Genomic DNA, 16318 nt, shown 5'->3' on the forward strand with positions numbered 1-16318 from the left:
AGTTTTTAATTCTGATATCCAGGGTTCTGCGTCAGGTTTTTATCGCGAAGTATTTCGCTATTAGGTATTGGATAGAATGATTTATATGATGCCCATACACCTCCTTTATACATCTCAGCATTTTGCATCGATTCATCCATGGTTCCACTGCGTGTTAGGTCAAACCATCTGTGTCCCCACTCTTCAAATAGCTCAACCCTCCGTTCATGAAAAATTGCAGTCCGGAGCGCCTGTTTAGTTGAGGTAGTGAATGTCGGAAGGCCGGCCCTAGAGCGAATTATGTTTAAGTCTTCTAGCGATCCACTGATATTGTTAAGTTCCATTCTAGCCTCAGAACGAATTAGATATAATTCAGAAAGGCGTAGAACTATGCAGTATTCTGTGATGCTGCCGCTATTTGCAAGCGCCTTATACTTTGCAAAAAAAGGAAAGTTTTGTGTGCCAGATGCGATGTTCCCCATCCATTTTGAAAGTCTTTTGTCGTCCCTTTCGAAGCTGTTTACTAGTGAGGGTGAAGCGTAGACAATCCTGGAACTTCCAGGTCCTGGAGCGCTTGTGAGTATAAAAGTATTAGCCTCGTCTGTGTTGAACCCAGTTTTGGTTGGTTGTAAAGCCCATATTGTCTCCTTGCTGTTTTTCTTGAACACGGAATCAAGCCCTATTAAACTATATGTGCTTTGTTTATTTATAACCTCAGTAGCTGCTGCTTCTGCTTCCGAAAAATTCTTCATATATAGTTGGACTCTTGATAGCATTCCCAGTGCAGCAGAGCGATTTGGCCTGATCCTCTCAGTTGTTGATGTTAATATTGTTCCATCGACATAGTTGTCATCTAAAAGAGATTTCGATGATTGTAGGTCACTTAGGATTTGTTTATAGACAGCTGAAGATGGAGATCTGCTAATAACAGAGTTTGTCGTGTAATCTGTTGTTAATACTATTGGAATATCACCAAATATATTTACGAGATAGAAGTAGTAGAAGGCGCGTAGAAAGTATAGCTCGCCAAGTAATCTGTTTTTTACCTGCATGGTTAATGACTGACTTTTATTTATTCCATCAAGAGCTGCATTTATTGTATATATCCTAGGGTATAGGTTGGTCATGTAGTTTCCGGTGCTTCTTGAGCTCGTATAGTCTGGTCCCAGGCCATTTCTCCATATATTTAGAAATTCAGCTTGGTTGATATCCGCTAAAACAAGATTGTCGGCGGCTAGTTCTTGTAAAAATGAAATGGAGGTAATGCCCCCAGAATTAAAATCATTAAACATCATCTGCGCATATATTCCAGTAACAACAGCCGCCGCAGTATTGTCATATTGATATACGTTCTCGGTGTTGATGCTTGTAACAGGGGCGGGTATTTCCAGAAATTTCTTGCAACTGGTGTATGTGATAATGGTTAAGATAGCGATATAATATATTGTGGATTTTGGTTTCATATTTTAATGTTTTAGAGGATTAGGCTGATTCCTATTGTAACAACGCGAAGTGGGGGCAGAGATCCGATGTGTTGGGATTCAGGGTCTGTCCCAAAATAGTTGCTTATCGTTAGTAGATTTTGCCCTTGAATAAACAACTTCGAGGACTTTATTTTAGCTTTTTTAAGCCAGTTTTCGGACATGCTATACTGTAAGCTGATGTTTCTTAATCTGATGAACGAGGCATCTTCGTATTGTGATTCGCTGACGGTAAATAATGCATTGTATGCATTTACTGCGTTATTGCTCAGTCCCGATTTTTGGTATGTTGCAATGTCATTTATACTTTTCCATCTGTCGTTTACAGATGTTGGCATATTTCTCATAGATCCTGGCATGCCTAATAATGTTAGTCTGTCACTGAATCCCGTTTGTTTTACGAATTGAAATAAGAAGTCTAGAGTGAATCTCTTAACGCTAACTGTATTCGAAATGCCGCCAAAGTATCTTGGATTGATATCTACTATTTGAGTTCGATCTTTTATTGTCAGTGAATTGACATCGGAAGTTCTTTTACCACTAGCGGTTTGGAATTCGTAGAGACCACTTTGTGGACTGACACCTAGGTATGGATACACCTTTACGATATTTACCGCTCGTCCAATCACATAGGTTTGCGCTAGGGTTGTCTTGTCTAGGTTTTCGAATCTCACGATTTTATTCTCCGGAATTGTGATGTTAGCTGATATATCCCAGTTAATTTGCTTATTTCTTATTGGATGTGCATCTATTTGTAATTCTAATCCTTTGTTTTGAATTGTGGCGTCAATATTTTGATTGATAAATGCGAATCCGGTAATACTTCCTAAGGGGTAATTAATTAGCTGGTTAGATGAACGGTTCACAAAGAAATTACCAGTAAATAAGACGGCATTATTAAGTATACCTAGATCTATCCCTATATTCAACTTTTTTGTTAGCTCCCACTGCAAATATGGGTTGGAATGCCCAGATGGTTGGAGGCCAACTGTTTGCTGATATGGGACAGTGGTGAATACGTTATTGTATAGAGTTAGATAAGCATAATCGGGTATTTGATCATTACCAGTTGTTCCATAAGAGAGTCGTAATTTGCCAAAACTGAGAATACTGGTGTTGTTTTTAACGAATTGTTCCTCACTAAAAATCCATCCTGTTGCAACCGAATAGAAGTTAGCAAACCTATTAGAAGAACCAAAGCGGCTCGTTCCATCTCTTCTCCCGGCAAGAGTTACAACATATTTATCATTATAATTGTAAATTAGCCTACCGAATATTCCATTATATCGATACGTGGATTGCAGATTGCTATTTATGGATAGATTTGGTGCAGATTGAATGTTTTGTAGTTGAGCATCGTTAGTGTATCCGCTTCCGGTTATTGCTAAAACAGAATTTTTGACTTGCTGAAAGGAACTGCCTGTCAGAAGCTCAAAATTTCCTATTTTGAAGTCTCTTTTGTATTTTATTTGAGGTTCTATGAGCCACGATGTAATAGACTTATTGGCTGTTGAGGAGCTCCTTATATTAACCGTTGTTGCTGGACTAAAACTTGCCTGTGGTGTGAGAGTTATTTCATTGCTCTGAATACGATTATAACCTAATGAAGTGCTTAGTTCGAGGCCAGGTAAAATTAAATAACTTAGGTTTGTATTTCCAATAATATTATTGGTGCTGCCTTTGTATGTTCTCAATAAGGCCGCCAGAGGATTGTTAAAGGTGTAGGTGTTAGTTCCAGGTATCTTACCCCAGTTCAAGCTACCATCGCTATTGTAAAGGGGAGGAGCGTCTGGGGGGAGCGTTAGTGCTTGGGACATTAAATCTCCTGTCGCTAAGTTGTTATCATCTTGCAAATAGGTTCCCGATACGCTGATTTTGAATTTTCTATTATTTGAATTATGAAAAATGTTAAAATGAACATTGGCTTTTACGTCCGAAAAATCACCAGGATAGACTGTGGTTTCTTTTAAATATCCTCCGCCCGCTAAGAATTGAGTATTGTCACCTCCTCCGGATATGGAGGTTTGAAGGTTAGTAAATCTCGCGGTACCTCCCACAAGTTCTTTTTGCCAATCCGTGTTTCTGGTTGAATCCCACACACCATTTATGTCATAATCGGATGAAGAAATTGAAGAGTTATCGTTCTTTTTCCCTTCTAGGCGTAATGAAAGGTAATCTTTTGTTTTTAGTAGATTCATTTTAGGGATTCTTCCCCATCCTGTTTGTAAGTCTAGATTTACTTTCGTCACGCCAGCTTTCCCTTTTTTAGTAGTAATTAGAATAGCTCCATTGGCTGCTCTGGATCCATATATGGCGGTGGCGTCTGCATCTTTTAGCACAGTGATACTTTCGATGTCACTCGGATTAATGTATGCTAGTGTACTTCCTCCAATTCCCGGAATGGCTCCTCCCATCAGCGTCGGACTAAGATTTCTTGGAGTATATGGCACTCCATCGACTACATAGAATGGCTCTGTCCCCTGTCGTAGGCTATTGATTCCTTGTACGGTCACATTTACATTGCCTGCGGAAATTCCTGATGTTTGTTGGATAAATAGACCCGGTACCCTTCCTTGCAACGCAAGTAGGGGATTTGATACAGGTTGCCTTTCTATGGTTTCCGCATTCACGGTAGCTATGTTACTTGTACTCGTCCTCTTCGTCGTCGTCCCATACGCAATAACCTGCACCTGGTCCAGCGCCGTGTTCAACTGCTTTAGCACTACGTCTATTGATCCCTGCGAAGCTTTTACTTCCCGGGACAAATACCCGATATAGCTAAACACCAGCGTTGCCGCAGCATTTGTCTTCAATGTATAAGTGCCATCAGGTTTGGTAACCGTACCGGTGCCACCGCCTTTTACGCGGATGCTCACGCCTACGAGCGGCTGGCCTTTATCATCCTGTACGCGGCCTTGTACATATACTACTTTGGTGGAGTCGGGGCCTCCGTTATCGAACGTAAGAAAATCAGCTGCTGAAAGGTTGGTACGCAGTTTCCGCGTAACAACAATAACGTTGTTTTCTATAGTATAGGTGAAGGGCTGATTTTCGAAGATCTTGTCCAGGGCTTCGGGGACGGAGTTCTCCATGAGCTGTAGGTTGACCGGCTTAGAGTCGCGGAGGTTATCGGACTCCACGAAGAAGGAGTAGCCGCTTTGTTTCCGGACGGCCTGGAGCACTTCCCGCAGTGGTGTGTTGGAGGCGGTAAGGGATATCCGTTGTGAATAAACGCTGGCGGTAACCTGCAGGTTGAATAAAAACAGTAATGCGATTAGTTTCATGGCCACTATGATTTTGAGAGCGTGACGGCTCTGTCGGGAGGGGATTTTTCGAAAAGAAATATCCAATCCCACCTTGGTGGGTACTTTATATTCCATATCTTTGTTTGGTTGAAAATTGTGAAAAAATTGTTAGCGCAAGTGTTTTACGAAATTCAATCCTGCCGGGAGTGTTGCAACCACTTCCGGTTTCTTTTTTAGTAAGCGTTTTTGACTGTTGTTAATACGTTTGGTTGATGTTTTACTGAACGTTGATTTTCCTACCGTCTATCTTAAATTGTAGTTTACTGCCCGTTTCAATGATTTTGATGACTTGCAGGAGGTTTAAGCTCCTCGGGATTTCAGCGTCAAATCGTTTGCTGTTCGTGAGGGTGTTGCTGTAGGTGAACTCAACGTCGTACCATCTTCCAATTTGTTGAAGAACTTCTTTTAAAGGGGTACCGTTAAATACAAACAATCCATCTTTCCAGGCGGTGACGTCTTCGGCTTTGACTGCCTTTACTTCAATGTCGTTACCAATCAGGGTAGCTTGCTGACCAGGCTTTAGTGGGTGGGTCGTGGATGAGGAGAGGGGCGTGATTTCCACACTGCCCTCTGCTAGTGTAGTAATGTCGGGTTGGTGGAGATAACAGCATACATTGAAATGCGTGCCGGTCACCTTGATAGTTTGTTGCAGGCTGGAGACAATAAAAGGTTGCTGTTGATTCTTTGCTACTTCAAAATATGCTTCGCCAATTAATTGGACCCGGCGCGTAGCGCCTGTAAAAGGTACAGGGTACGTAATACTACTTTCCGCATTCAGGAAAACCCTGCTGCCATCAGGAAGGACCACCTGGTACTGACCACCTCGGGGGGTGGTGATCGTATTGTACACAGGCCGGTCTCCCGATAGTTTTAATGGTTGCCTGGTGGTATTGAAATAATTCAAAATTCCTGTGTTGTTTTGTTGTGCGACCACTCCGGGCGCTGCCAGGATACTGTCCGGCGCATTGCCCAGCGGCACCTGCGTGCCGTCTGATAATGTGAGCATGGCTTTGTTGCCGCCCGGACGGATAGCGGCCATCATCCTGTCCTGCTGCCGGCCGGTGTCGCTTGTCTGCATATACATGGTGTAAGACAATACAGACATAAAAGCTACCGCCGCGGCCATCAGGTACCATGCACCGGGTGATCCGCTCCTGCCTATCTTCAACCTGGCCCAGATCTCCCGTTTGATCCTGGCGTAGTCTACATCATACGCCACCGGTTCCTGCTGCCGGCAGAGTGCAAGGTACCAGTCTTCTACCAGTGCCTTCTCCTCCGGCGTGCAATCACCTCGTTCCACACGGTCCAATAAATCTTTGGTTTCCTGGTCGCTCATACAAAATTCTGGTTAGATAATACATTCACATTGACTTCTCAAAAAGGAAAGGGATACTGACAATCTGTTAACCTTTCATATATATAATACGCAGAGCTAACAAGTCAGTTGGAGTGAGATTATGAAATCTTTAACTTTTTGTGAATAATGCATTTTGTTTTTACACGGCGTTAAGAAATCGCTTAGAAGTAACTCAGCTTCGTCCGCAAGATCCTGATGGCATTGTGGATCTGCTTACGCACCGTCTCGGTAGATGTACTGGTACGCTCAGCAATGGTCTTGTAATCACAATGCTGCTTGCGGCTCAGCTCAAAAGTCAGCCGCATACGCTCCGGTAAACGCGAGATCTCCACCTCTATCTGCCGCTGTAACTCCCGCTCCCGTACCTGTATCTCCGTACACTCCGATGCGCAAACATGGTTCCTCAACGAAGACAGGTACTTCTCCCGCACCTTCTCCCGGCGGTAGTTATTGATAATACGGTTACGCACCGTAGTATACAGGAACAACCGCAATGGTATCGTTTCCTGGATACTGCCATGACGAATTAATGAATGGAAAGTCTCCTGTACCACGTCCTGGGATGAACACTCATCACGAAGCATCCGCAACGCATGACGGTACAGAATCGCCCAATAACGGTTGTAAATCTCTGTGAAACATTCAACGATGCCCTTGTTATAACCGGCAACCAGATCACTGTCACTTAATTCATGGTAACTCATATGCAATTAACTGATTGGGGTGGCTGAATAAATTTAAATGGTGCCACTTATAACCAAGGAACGTGTACGAAAATGAGGCGGTTGTAAAGCAAACGTTAATTCAAAAAAATGGGTGAATGGTTTGGGGTATCGGAAACGGGGATACAAAAAATTAAACCAGCCATGGTGGCTGGTTTAAGCTGAAATGAATCTTATGGCGTGACGGGGAGAAACGGATTTTTGTTGACAATATACCTGAACCAGACCACCCCGGAACGGAACGTCTGCATCTGCTCCAGCGTCATCGATACCTTGTCAGGCCCGCCGGAAAACATCGGCATACCCTGGCCTAACACTACCGGATGTACCCAAAGATGGTATTCGTCCACCAGCCCGAGATCACCTAATGCGCCCACCAGCTGCCCACTCCCATATACGAGAATGTTCTTCTCCGGACCAGGCCGCGGCTCCTTCAACGTGGCCACCACCCGCCGAAGATCACCCTTCGCCTGCCGGCTGTTGCTCCACGGCAACACGCTCAGCGTCCGCGAATACACCACCTTCTGCGTAGTGTTCAGCATCACGGCATAGGCTATATCTTCCCGCGGAAAAAAGGAATCTATCTCCACCCGCTGCCAATAGGCTGCCATGGCTTCATAGGTGTTCCTGCCCAGCAACAGCGTGTCTGCCCCGGTAAGGTCCCGCGTAAGCCGCTCGCTCATGTCAGCGCCCCAGCTGGCCAGATGCCAGTCCAGCTCCCGCTGCCGGCCGGACATAAACCCGTCCAGCGAAAGGTTCATCGATACTATTACTTTCCTCATACTACATTGAGATGTTTACTTTGCCGGCGGTGACGGGCATAATAAATCTGCCGCCCCAGCAATGAACTGGGTATAGACAACGCTGCGCCCAGCAAAGGGTACCAGGCAGGACCGGCGCCCTTCATGGCAATCATGCCAACGATCCACATCACCACCCCGACAATGCCCATGGTCCAGGTGGCGGCAGAGGCCCGCGACCGTGCAATGGCGGCGGCAAGCCAGGAACCCAGCACCTGGTAAACAAACCGGTACGCGGTGGCGAGTAATAACAGTCCGGCGTCAAACATCGGGACGCCGTAAGGAGGGTATACATGGGTGACATGGAAAATATGGTCGGTGCCGACTGATAACAACGTGATCACCACCATACCGGTAATAATGGCTACAATAAGGCGTATCATATAAGCTGTATTTAACTTGAAAGAAGGGTTATTTTCCGTCAAAAGCGTCCTGTAAGCCCTGCATGTCCAGCTTCTTCATGCCCATCATGGCCTGCATGGCACGGCCTGCTTTCTGACGGTCTGCCGCCCCCAGTAAACGGGCCAACAGGGTAGGGACCACCTGCCACGACAGGCCAAACTTATCTTTCAGCCAGCCGCACTGCCCCTCTTGGCCGCCGTCAGCAATAAGACTGTTCCAGTAATGATCGGTCTCTTCCTGCGTTTCTGTGGAAATCACGAAAGAAACCGCTTCAGTAAAAGTGAAATGAGGTCCGCCATTCAGGGCCACGAACGACAGGTCCTCCAGCTGGAAAGTGGCGGTCATCAGGGTGCCTTCAGGCAGCGGCGCGCCGGCGGGATAACGGTTGATACCTCCCACTTCCGCATTTTTGAAAATACCTTTGTAAAAATTGATAGCATCTTCTGCATTGTCATTGAACCAGAGAAAAGGCGTAATTTTTTGCTCGTTTTTCATAATTGTTGCATTTTGTGTGATGTTCTGAACCAAAGTTACTCCGCTGCCCGCTACAGGATGGGGTGGTATAGAGACATTCGTAGGGTAGTTTGCGACTTTTTATATCCTTAACTTTAAGTATAAACCACCGGTCATATGAAACATGTATCCATCCTAGTGCTCAATGACGCCGTGATGGCCAGTATTGTAGATCCTCACATGATGCTCAACGGCGTCAATGGCTTTCTCGAAGATGCGGGCAAGCCGCCCGCCTTTAAACTGCAGCTGCTGGGCCTCACGCCCATGGTAAAACAATATAATGGCCTGTTCAGCGTACACACCGATAAAATGCTGAAAGAGGTAAAACGTACAGACCTGGTTATTATCCCGGCTATCGCCGGGGATTTTGAAGCTACCTTATATAAAAACAGGGAATTCATCCCCTGGATCATCCACCAATATAAAGAAAATGGCGCAGATGTGGCCAGCCTCTGTTCCGGCGCTTTTATGCTGGCCGCCACCGGCCTGCTCAACGGCCTCGAATGTTCCAGTCACTGGGCCTCGGCCAACCTGTTCCGACAACTCTTCCCGGAAGTGGAGCTGGTCAATGGCCGCATCGTAACGGAGCAGGACGGCCTCTTCTCCAGCGGCGGCGCCAATTCCTACTGGAACCTGCTGCTGCACCTGGTGGAGAAATACACCGACCGCGAAACAGCTATCATGGCGTCTAAAGTATACGCCCTGGACATAGACCGCACCAGCCAGTCGCCCTTTACCATGTTCAGCGGGCAAAAGAAACATGAAGACGCCCCCATCCGCCAGGCGCAGGAATATATTGAAGCCAATATCCACCAGCGTATTTCGGTAGAGGAACTGTCCGACCGCTTCGCCATCGGCCGCCGCCACTTTGTACGCCGCTTTAAAAAGGCGACGGACAATACGCCACTGGAATATATCCAGCGGGTACGCATGGAAGCGGCTAAAAAGAAACTGGAATCCAGCCGCATGAACATCAATGAGGTGATGTACGAAGTGGGATATTCTGACAGTAAGGCTTTTCGTGCTATCTTTAAAAAACTAACGGGCATGCTGCCGGCAGACTACCGCATGAAATACAATAAAGAAGCGGCGGTGGAAGTCAGCAGACGTTAGTAACGTTACAGTATGATGGAACAACTCGGCAGCGGCACCTTTCTGGGTAAAAACAAAGTCAATTACCATCTTTCCGGCATCATCCTGTCGGAAACAGTATACCATGCCGCCGTGTCGGAAGAATGGCACCACCACGCCAATCCTCATTGTTCGTTGGTGCTGGAAGGCGGTAACCTTGAACACCGCCGCTTCAGCCAGCAGGAGGTGCTACCCGGCAAACTGGTCCGCTATGCCTCCGGTGAAGAACACCGCAACCTGCAAACACTGCACCCTTCCCGAAATCTCAATCTCGAAGTGGAACCTGCTTTCTGGAGAACCTACGGGCTGCCGGAAAGCAGCTGGGACACCCTGCCTGAACATGCGCTGCAACTGGCCGTGCTGAACCTGTATAAAGAATGTACGCTGCTGCCGGGACATGATACGCTGGCACATACGATCTTGCTGCAACACTGGGGCCCGCCGGTCAGGGCTGGCAAGGGAACGCCCTCATGGGTGGCCCGGTTGCAACAATTACTGCATGACCGCTGGGATGCTCCGCTCTCGCTCAACCTCCTGGCCGAAGAAATCGGGATACATCCGGTAACGCTCTCCAAATATTTCCCGGTGTATTTTCAGGGCACTATGGCCGAGTATCTCCGGAAAATAAAAGTGGGCAAATCACTGGCACTGGTCCGGGATAAAAAACAATCGCTTACCGCTATCGCCCTGCAATGCGGGTTCTTCGACCAAAGCCATTTTATCCGCAATTTCAAACAATACACGGGCTACCTGCCTGGTGCTTTCCGTAAGTTGTAATTTTTTCCACCCACGCTAATTCTGTGCAATTTTGGCCCTCAGCCGAACAGTAGCTTTGTGGTACTAATCGATGTCAACATGAAAAAATGGTATGCCCTGATGGCGTTTGGCCTGTGCCTGTCAACAGCCTATGGGCAAATGGTAACTCCCGCTGAAAAACAGGCGGTGATCAGGCAGGCGGCACAACTGCTGGAACAGCATTATGTGTATCCCGATAAAGGCAAAACACTGGCAGCGGCGCTGCTGCAACAGGAAAAACAACTGGCGCAGGGAACAGATAGCGTGCATGTCTTTGCCAGGGCTGTCACCGGCCTCCTGCGGAAGACCGTGAAAGACGGCCATGTATTCCTGCGCTACAACCCGGAGATGATCAAAGAGCTGAAAGCGCCGCCGGCAAAGGGGGATAGCGCTAAAGACCCGTTTCATTACGATGAAAGGGCGGTCAATATGAATTTCGGTTTTGCGGAGACGAAGATATTGCCTGGCGCTGTCGGGTATATCCGCTTGTCAGAAATTAACCTGTCGCCCAACAGCGTGGACATACTGAAAGCCGCGATGGTATTCGTGCAGCATACAAAAGCGCTGGTATTGGACCTGCGCGACAATGGGGGAGGCGGCAGCGCTGTCGGCCTGGTGCTGGAAGGGTATTTTGTAAAAGACGGCACCCCGTTGCTGGAAGTGAAAAGCCGGGATGGAAAAAATGAGTTGATGAAAGCCCAGGCGCTGAGCGGTATCAAACCTTATGAGAAGCCGTTGTATATCCTGGTCAATGATCATACGGCATCTGCAGCAGAGGCCATCGCTTTTGAACTGCAACACCTGAAACGGGCGGTGATCGTAGGACAGCGCTCTGCCGGCGGTGCGCATATGAATGAAGTTTATCCGGCGAACGACCGCTTTCTGCTGTCGGTGTCTGTAGCGGCGCCGGTATTCCCGGGCACGGACCACAGCTGGGAGCTGACAGGCGTACAGCCGGACATTGTCACCACTAACCGGGAAGAGGACTTACCTGCGGTACTGGGGTTGATAAAAAAGGACAACGATACCGCACAAAAATGATGTGGCGCTGACCAGCTTTACGGGCAAATGCTGGTCCAGCAGATGAAAAATAGACTGGCCTTTACCAATGGCCACCGGATTAACGAATAAATGAAACTCGTCGATCAGATGTGCCTGTATAAGGCTGGCGGCGAAACTGCTTCCCCCGTAGGTGATAATATCGCCTCCGGGGGATTTTTTTAGCCGGGCTACTTCTTCGGTCAGGTCTTCGTTCACAAGCACCGTGTTCTTCCAGCCATGTTCCGTTTGTGTGCGGGAGAAGACCATTTTGTCGAGGTCATTCATGCGATGCGTATATACGTCGGCGATATCGGGATCGCCGGCGCGGGCAGACCACGCAGGAATGAATTCGTGGGCCAGTTTGCGGCCTATCAGGATAAGATCTACCGGGGCGGTAAGGGCCAGTACATAATCTTTCAGGGGCTGGTCCCAGTCGCTGACCAGCCAGCCGGTATCTCCGTCGGTATCGGCCACGAAGCCGTCTACGCTCACCTGCATTTGCAATATCAGCTTTCTCATGGTAATGGTTTTGAGGGTGCTGATACAAACTTACAGGTTAATAATATTTTTGACAGGGTGTGAATCCGTCAAACCTTAGAACAGGATATATTTTGCGTGATAGGTTTCAAACGGCACCAGCGTGTCCATGACCGGCAGCGGCCGGATAGGTATGATGGTGTCCGTATGTGCCGTAGGCCTGTCTTCCCCGTCATACGCCTCGGTAGAGCGGATGTAGCGGCCGGTGGAGAGATTGTACTGTTCGCTGACGAGCATGCCCTGGCCATCGGATTCGTTGCGGCTGTAACCGATCAATTCGAACCGCTGGTTTTGGTAGCGGTAAAGGTACTCCGCCATGCCGCGCAGCAGCGATATCCTCACCGTAAGCACGCCCTTGCTGACGAGGACAGAATCCAGGTTGATGGCGTCGTGTGCGCCAGCGCCGCCGTCCGGCAGTATCGCCGTTTCAGAAGTCGCTGCCAGCTGGTATTGGCCATCGGGCCGGCCAAATAATACCTGGAGGCGGTAGGGTTTTTCGGCGGAAGTGGTGTCGTGCATCACTACCACGGAATCGCTGATATTGTCTTTGTTGAGATCGCCGGTGGCGGCGCACATAAATACGTTGTAACGCACCGGCCCGTCCGTGGCGGCGATATCTGGTGGTGGCGCTGCCGGCACGGTATCAGCTGTTTCAGGGGATGTCGTTTGTGCGGTATCGTTAGTACCGGTACTTTGCGGACGGCTATGGCAGCCGGTGACTATCATCAGGCATATGGCGGGTAACCAAACAACCAGGGCAATGTTTTGCTTCATCTTATCAGGATAATGATTGAATGCCGCCAAACTAAAGAAAATAAATGACTACCGCAATGACAGCTCCTTTTTCCGGCTGATGGACGGTAGCAGCAGTAAGACCATCAGCACACAGCTGGCCGTGGTGAACCATACTACGGTGTGAAAACTGTTGTCTGTCACTCCCTGTTGGTACAATGTTTTCATTTGTGACCCGGATACAATCGCGCCGATATAACCGAAAGTACGGTAAAGCCCAAACGAAACACCGGTGCGTCCTGCCGGCGCTTCTTCGTGTAGCCATGCCTGATTGGCAATAGGATTGATGCCGGTAGACAGGCCCACCAGCAGGGTGATGCCGGTCAACAGGTATATCGGTATGTCTGCGTGAACGAAGAACAGGGCCGCACATGCGGCGATCATACAACCAACGCCGGCCACGTTTTTCACCAGCAGGCTGTTATGCCGGGAGATGAGTAAGCCTGCGACAGCAGACACTAATGACATCGGCAATAACAAAAGGCCGGTACGTGCGGGCGAAATCTGTTTTACATGCTCCATCCATTGTGGCAGGGAAAACAACATCAGGTACATCACGTAGCTGGTGGCCATCGCACTCAGGTATACCAGCAGCAGCGAAGGCTGTTGCACAAATAAACGTACATCTATGAAAGGGCTGTCCTGTTTTCTTTCCCAGAGGATGAGCAATGTTAACAACATACCTAATAGCAGCGTGCCTCCGGGTGAAAAGGAGTGGTGCAATAACAGCAACAGCAGGTTGAGCAACATACCGCTGAACAGCAGGATGCCGACGATATCCAGTTTCTGCGGCAGTTCCCGGATACTGACCGGTGCTGCCGGCGGCGTGTCGGGCAACGCCCTTGCCAGCCAGAGTGATACCAGTACCCAGGGAATGTTGATGAAGAAAATGCCTTTCCAGCCGAATGTCTCTGATAGCAGGCCTCCCAGTGCCGGCCCCAGTACCATGCTGCCCAGGCCGGACACGGCAATGATGCCCAGTACGCCACCGGGCACCGCTTCGCCGGCCGCTGCATATCTCCGGTTGACCAGCGCAATGGCAGAAGGGTAGGCGGCAGAGGTGCCAAGGCCCAATAACACACGGGACACGATGAGCCAGTCAAAAGTAGGTGCTACGGTGCCGGTAATACCGGCCAGCAGCACCAGCAGGAATCCCAGCTGGTTTACTTTTTTAGGGCTGTACAGGTCGGCCAGTCTTCCCATGAGCGGTTGCCCGATGGTAGAGGTGAGGTACAGCGGTGTGATCAACAGGGCGCCGTCGCTGATATTGCGGCCAAAGGACTGGCAGATGGTCGTTAGCGCGGTGGCCAGCATGGTGGAGTTGAGCGGGTTCATCATGGTGCCTAGCACCAGCGGAGTGATAAACCCGACGGGTATACGTTCTTTACTTTTCACGTAAATTCAGATGATGCAGGATATCTGCTGTGGTACCTGTTTCACCGATGCGGGGGAAGATGTAATGCAGGCTGTTTTCGTGGCAGGCCAGTTGTGTGTCTGTCATGGCGTCGGTGGCGAAGGTGATATTGAATCCGTTTTCGTTGGCGCTTCTGGCGGTGCCTTCCACGCCAATACTGGTGGAAACGCCTGCCAGCACAATGTTGGTGATGTTGCGTTCGCGCAGGATGCCAAGCAATGGCGTATTTGGAAAAGCGCTCCATGTGCCTTTGGTGATACGGATGTCTTCCGGTTGCACGTTAATTTCCGGCGCGATGTCGAAGAAGCCGCCGGCTTTCATGGCTTCCAGCTGTTGCTGCTGTGCCGCGGGATCTTTAGGCAGTCCGTTGTTGACATCAGCACGTACCAGCATGGCAGGCGAGCCGATGGGGTTTACATTGACAACTATCACAGGCAGGCCCGCTTTGCGGAAGGCCGCTGCCAGCTGAGCAGCGTTGTGAATAACGTCTTTCACCGGATGCGCCGTTTGACGGCTGAAAATGCCTGTCTGTAAATCAATGAGCACGAGGGCAGTGTTTTTGTCGATACGCGTGATCATGGTTTCCTTTATTTATAGTCTGCAATTTTGTTGAGCAGCGGCAGTACCGTTGTCAGCAATTTTTTCTCTTCTTTCGATAATGTCTGTTCAATCGCTTCGGCCAGCCATTCGTCCCGTTCATGCCGGGTTTTTTCTACCATCTTTTTCCCTTTGGGGGTGATGGTCACGCTCATCTTACGCTTGTCTTCCGGCGATTGTGTGCGGGTAATGAGCCCTCCCGTTTCAAGGCTGTTAAGTATCTGCGACATGGACTGGTTTTTCACCTTTACCAGCTCTGCCAGTTCTGACGGAAACATGGCGCCCTGCTGGTATACATAGGAAAGTGTTGATAACTCGCTGAGCGAGAACCCTTCTGTGGAATATACCTGCTTGCGCAGCCGCTTGTTGAGGTTGGAGATGCTAAGACGTAAGGAAGAGGCGGTGGCGAAACTGTCCATATTAATATTGTGAGTTTTTATGTAGTAAAACTAATAAGTTTACCTTACAAATTTACACCGGGAATTTTTATTGGCCAAAAAAAAATAAAAAACCAGGTATTCATCAGCCGAAGGCTGGAAAATAAAAAAAGGCCAGGATATATACCCTGACCTTTTCTGTATGATTGCTTTCATGAAGTTACTGATACACCTTCACCCAGTCCACAATCATCTGCACAGGCAGATCATCCGGATTTACCTTACCGACCCAGGTGCCGCCCAGCTGTTGATCAATCAACAAATAAAAAGGCTGATCATAAGGCCATTGCGACGGGTCTACGCCTTCCACCCGTGGATACGTGAATGTTTCCCTGCCATTAATGAGAAATACGATCTTATCCGGGGACCAGTTGATGCCAAAGACATTGAACTCATTGTTCAGCAATGCCGCTGTACCGCCGTGGGGAGGATTTTGGGTCTGTTTCAGGTCCAGTGTATAATAGGAGTGCGTGGTCTGATAGATGATGCTGTCGTAGTTGAGATGTTCCATGATGTCGATCTCTCCGTTGCGGGGATAGGCGCCGTATTTATTGTTTTCTGCCAGCATCCAGATAGCGGGCCAGGCGCCCTGGGCGCATTCCAGCTTAGCGCGGATTTCCACTTTCCCGTATTGGAAAGCGAATTTCCCTTTGCTATAGATGCCGCCGGTCAGGAAGGGTCTCGGGTCTTTCGTGGTGTCGGGATTATTGATACCGCGGAGGTACAGGTACCCGTCTTTCAGGACATAGCAGCGGTCATCGCTGGTCATGTGTTTGCCCCAGTCGGCCCCGTTGGGTGGGATGCGTGTCCACTTGGTAGTATCCAGCGTAGAGCCGTTGAAGTTATCTTCCCATATCAGCTGCCATTGCTGCTGGGAACGCGCATTTTTTTGAAGGTACGCAGGTACTGGCAACTGGGTTGTCCGGCATGCTGATAAACCCGCCAGAAGGCATAGAGATGGAAGAATGCATTTCATGGTTCACATATTAATAGACGATTAAATTTGTGTTATCAC

At 48.5% G+C, this 16318-nt stretch carries 16 protein-coding genes; 3 read left to right on the forward strand and 13 right to left on the reverse strand.

Annotated elements, in window-relative coordinates; translation table 11 throughout:
• Positions 1-5 precede the first annotated feature (5 nt).
• The 7 genes from HGH92_RS21205 to HGH92_RS21235 all read right to left on the reverse strand — a co-directional run bounded on the left by HGH92_RS21205 (position 6) and on the right by HGH92_RS21235 (position 8541).
• The gene (locus HGH92_RS21205; RefSeq protein ID WP_168872746.1) at positions 6-1442 is read right to left on the reverse strand and encodes a RagB/SusD family nutrient uptake outer membrane protein; all 1437 of its coding nucleotides are present in this window, start codon (positions 1440-1442) and stop codon (positions 6-8) included.
• Positions 1443-1453: 11 nt separating this feature from the next.
• A complete protein-coding gene (locus HGH92_RS21210) occupies positions 1454-4840 on the reverse strand; it encodes a SusC/RagA family TonB-linked outer membrane protein (RefSeq protein WP_168872747.1) in 3387 nt (1128 codons plus the stop codon).
• A 142-nt stretch (positions 4841-4982) separates the two neighbouring features.
• Positions 4983-6101 (reverse strand): FecR family protein, encoded by a 1119-nt coding sequence (locus HGH92_RS21215; protein WP_168872748.1) that lies wholly within the window; start codon positions 6099-6101, stop codon positions 4983-4985.
• Positions 6102-6283: 182 nt separating this feature from the next.
• On the reverse strand, positions 6284-6826 hold the full coding sequence (locus HGH92_RS21220) for an RNA polymerase sigma factor (protein ID WP_168872749.1): 543 nt from the start codon (positions 6824-6826) through the stop codon (positions 6284-6286).
• 191 nt (positions 6827-7017) lie between these two features.
• The gene (locus tag HGH92_RS21225; protein WP_168872750.1) at positions 7018-7626 is read right to left on the reverse strand and encodes a dihydrofolate reductase family protein; all 609 of its coding nucleotides are present in this window, start codon (positions 7624-7626) and stop codon (positions 7018-7020) included.
• Positions 7623-8027 carry a hypothetical protein gene (locus tag HGH92_RS21230; protein WP_168872751.1) on the reverse strand — a complete coding sequence of 135 codons (405 nt, stop codon included), beginning with the start codon at positions 8025-8027 and terminating at the stop codon, positions 7623-7625. The genes HGH92_RS21225 and HGH92_RS21230 overlap by 4 nt, the downstream gene beginning before the upstream one ends.
• A gap of 28 nt (positions 8028-8055) precedes the next feature.
• Positions 8056-8541, reverse strand: a complete 486-nt coding sequence (locus HGH92_RS21235; protein WP_168872752.1) for a VOC family protein — start codon at positions 8539-8541, stop codon at positions 8056-8058.
• Positions 8542-8676: 135 nt separating this feature from the next.
• Here HGH92_RS21235 and HGH92_RS21240 point away from each other — a divergent pair, with 135 nt between their 5' ends.
• From HGH92_RS21240 to HGH92_RS21250, 3 genes are all read left to right on the forward strand, one after another.
• Complete coding sequence (locus tag HGH92_RS21240; RefSeq protein ID WP_168872753.1) at positions 8677-9672, forward strand: GlxA family transcriptional regulator; 996 nt, start codon at positions 8677-8679, stop codon at positions 9670-9672.
• Between the two features lie 12 nt (positions 9673-9684).
• Positions 9685-10467 carry a helix-turn-helix transcriptional regulator gene (locus tag HGH92_RS21245; protein WP_168872754.1) on the forward strand — a complete coding sequence of 261 codons (783 nt, stop codon included), beginning with the start codon at positions 9685-9687 and terminating at the stop codon, positions 10465-10467.
• A gap of 78 nt (positions 10468-10545) precedes the next feature.
• Positions 10546-11526: a S41 family peptidase gene (locus HGH92_RS21250; protein ID WP_168872755.1), complete on the forward strand. Its 981-nt coding sequence runs from the start codon at positions 10546-10548 to the stop codon at positions 11524-11526.
• Here the strand turns inward: HGH92_RS21250 and HGH92_RS21255 are convergent.
• The 6 genes from HGH92_RS21255 to HGH92_RS21280 all read right to left on the reverse strand — a co-directional run bounded on the left by HGH92_RS21255 (position 11473) and on the right by HGH92_RS21280 (position 16216).
• On the reverse strand, positions 11473-12045 hold the full coding sequence (locus HGH92_RS21255; protein ID WP_168872756.1) for a dihydrofolate reductase family protein: 573 nt from the start codon (positions 12043-12045) through the stop codon (positions 11473-11475). The genes HGH92_RS21250 and HGH92_RS21255 overlap by 54 nt on opposite strands.
• Positions 12046-12120: 75 nt before the next feature.
• Entirely contained in the window at positions 12121-12837 is a 717-nt protein-coding gene (locus tag HGH92_RS21260; protein WP_168872757.1) for a hypothetical protein, read from the reverse strand.
• Positions 12838-12885: 48 nt separating this feature from the next.
• A complete protein-coding gene (locus HGH92_RS21265; RefSeq protein ID WP_168872758.1) occupies positions 12886-14250 on the reverse strand; it encodes an MFS transporter in 1365 nt (454 codons plus the stop codon).
• The gene (locus HGH92_RS21270; protein WP_168872759.1) at positions 14240-14848 is read right to left on the reverse strand and encodes an isochorismatase family protein; all 609 of its coding nucleotides are present in this window, start codon (positions 14846-14848) and stop codon (positions 14240-14242) included. The genes HGH92_RS21265 and HGH92_RS21270 overlap by 11 nt, the downstream gene beginning before the upstream one ends.
• Positions 14849-14856: 8 nt before the next feature.
• Positions 14857-15285: a MarR family winged helix-turn-helix transcriptional regulator gene (locus tag HGH92_RS21275; protein WP_168872760.1), complete on the reverse strand. Its 429-nt coding sequence runs from the start codon at positions 15283-15285 to the stop codon at positions 14857-14859.
• A 178-nt stretch (positions 15286-15463) separates the two neighbouring features.
• On the reverse strand, positions 15464-16216 hold the full coding sequence (locus HGH92_RS21280; RefSeq protein WP_247654992.1) for a glycoside hydrolase family 16 protein: 753 nt from the start codon (positions 16214-16216) through the stop codon (positions 15464-15466).
• Positions 16217-16318 lie beyond the last annotated feature (102 nt).

This window comes from Chitinophaga varians, from assembly GCF_012641275.1.
Classification (GTDB): Bacteria; Bacteroidota; Bacteroidia; order Chitinophagales; family Chitinophagaceae; genus Chitinophaga; species Chitinophaga varians_A.

Excerpts from the sequence above, each read along its gene's own strand:
- HGH92_RS21205 (WP_168872746.1), bottom strand. The coding sequence starts at position 1,442 with ATGAAACCAAAATCCACAATATATTATATCGCTATCTTAACCATTATC.
- HGH92_RS21210 (WP_168872747.1), bottom strand. The coding sequence starts at position 4,840 with ATGGAATATAAAGTACCCACCAAGGTGGGATTGGATATTTCTTTTCGA.
- HGH92_RS21215 (WP_168872748.1), bottom strand. The coding sequence starts at position 6,101 with ATGAGCGACCAGGAAACCAAAGATTTATTGGACCGTGTGGAACGAGGT.
- HGH92_RS21220 (WP_168872749.1), bottom strand. The coding sequence starts at position 6,826 with ATGAGTTACCATGAATTAAGTGACAGTGATCTGGTTGCCGGTTATAAC.
- HGH92_RS21225 (WP_168872750.1), bottom strand. The coding sequence starts at position 7,626 with ATGAGGAAAGTAATAGTATCGATGAACCTTTCGCTGGACGGGTTTATG.
- HGH92_RS21230 (WP_168872751.1), bottom strand. The coding sequence starts at position 8,027 with ATGATACGCCTTATTGTAGCCATTATTACCGGTATGGTGGTGATCACG.
- HGH92_RS21235 (WP_168872752.1), bottom strand. The coding sequence starts at position 8,541 with ATGAAAAACGAGCAAAAAATTACGCCTTTTCTCTGGTTCAATGACAAT.
- HGH92_RS21240 (WP_168872753.1), top strand. The coding sequence starts at position 8,677 with ATGAAACATGTATCCATCCTAGTGCTCAATGACGCCGTGATGGCCAGT.
- HGH92_RS21245 (WP_168872754.1), top strand. The coding sequence starts at position 9,685 with ATGATGGAACAACTCGGCAGCGGCACCTTTCTGGGTAAAAACAAAGTC.
- HGH92_RS21250 (WP_168872755.1), top strand. The coding sequence starts at position 10,546 with ATGAAAAAATGGTATGCCCTGATGGCGTTTGGCCTGTGCCTGTCAACA.
- HGH92_RS21255 (WP_168872756.1), bottom strand. The coding sequence starts at position 12,045 with ATGAGAAAGCTGATATTGCAAATGCAGGTGAGCGTAGACGGCTTCGTG.
- HGH92_RS21260 (WP_168872757.1), bottom strand. The coding sequence starts at position 12,837 with ATGAAGCAAAACATTGCCCTGGTTGTTTGGTTACCCGCCATATGCCTG.
- HGH92_RS21270 (WP_168872759.1), bottom strand. The coding sequence starts at position 14,848 with ATGATCACGCGTATCGACAAAAACACTGCCCTCGTGCTCATTGATTTA.
- HGH92_RS21275 (WP_168872760.1), bottom strand. The coding sequence starts at position 15,285 with ATGGACAGTTTCGCCACCGCCTCTTCCTTACGTCTTAGCATCTCCAAC.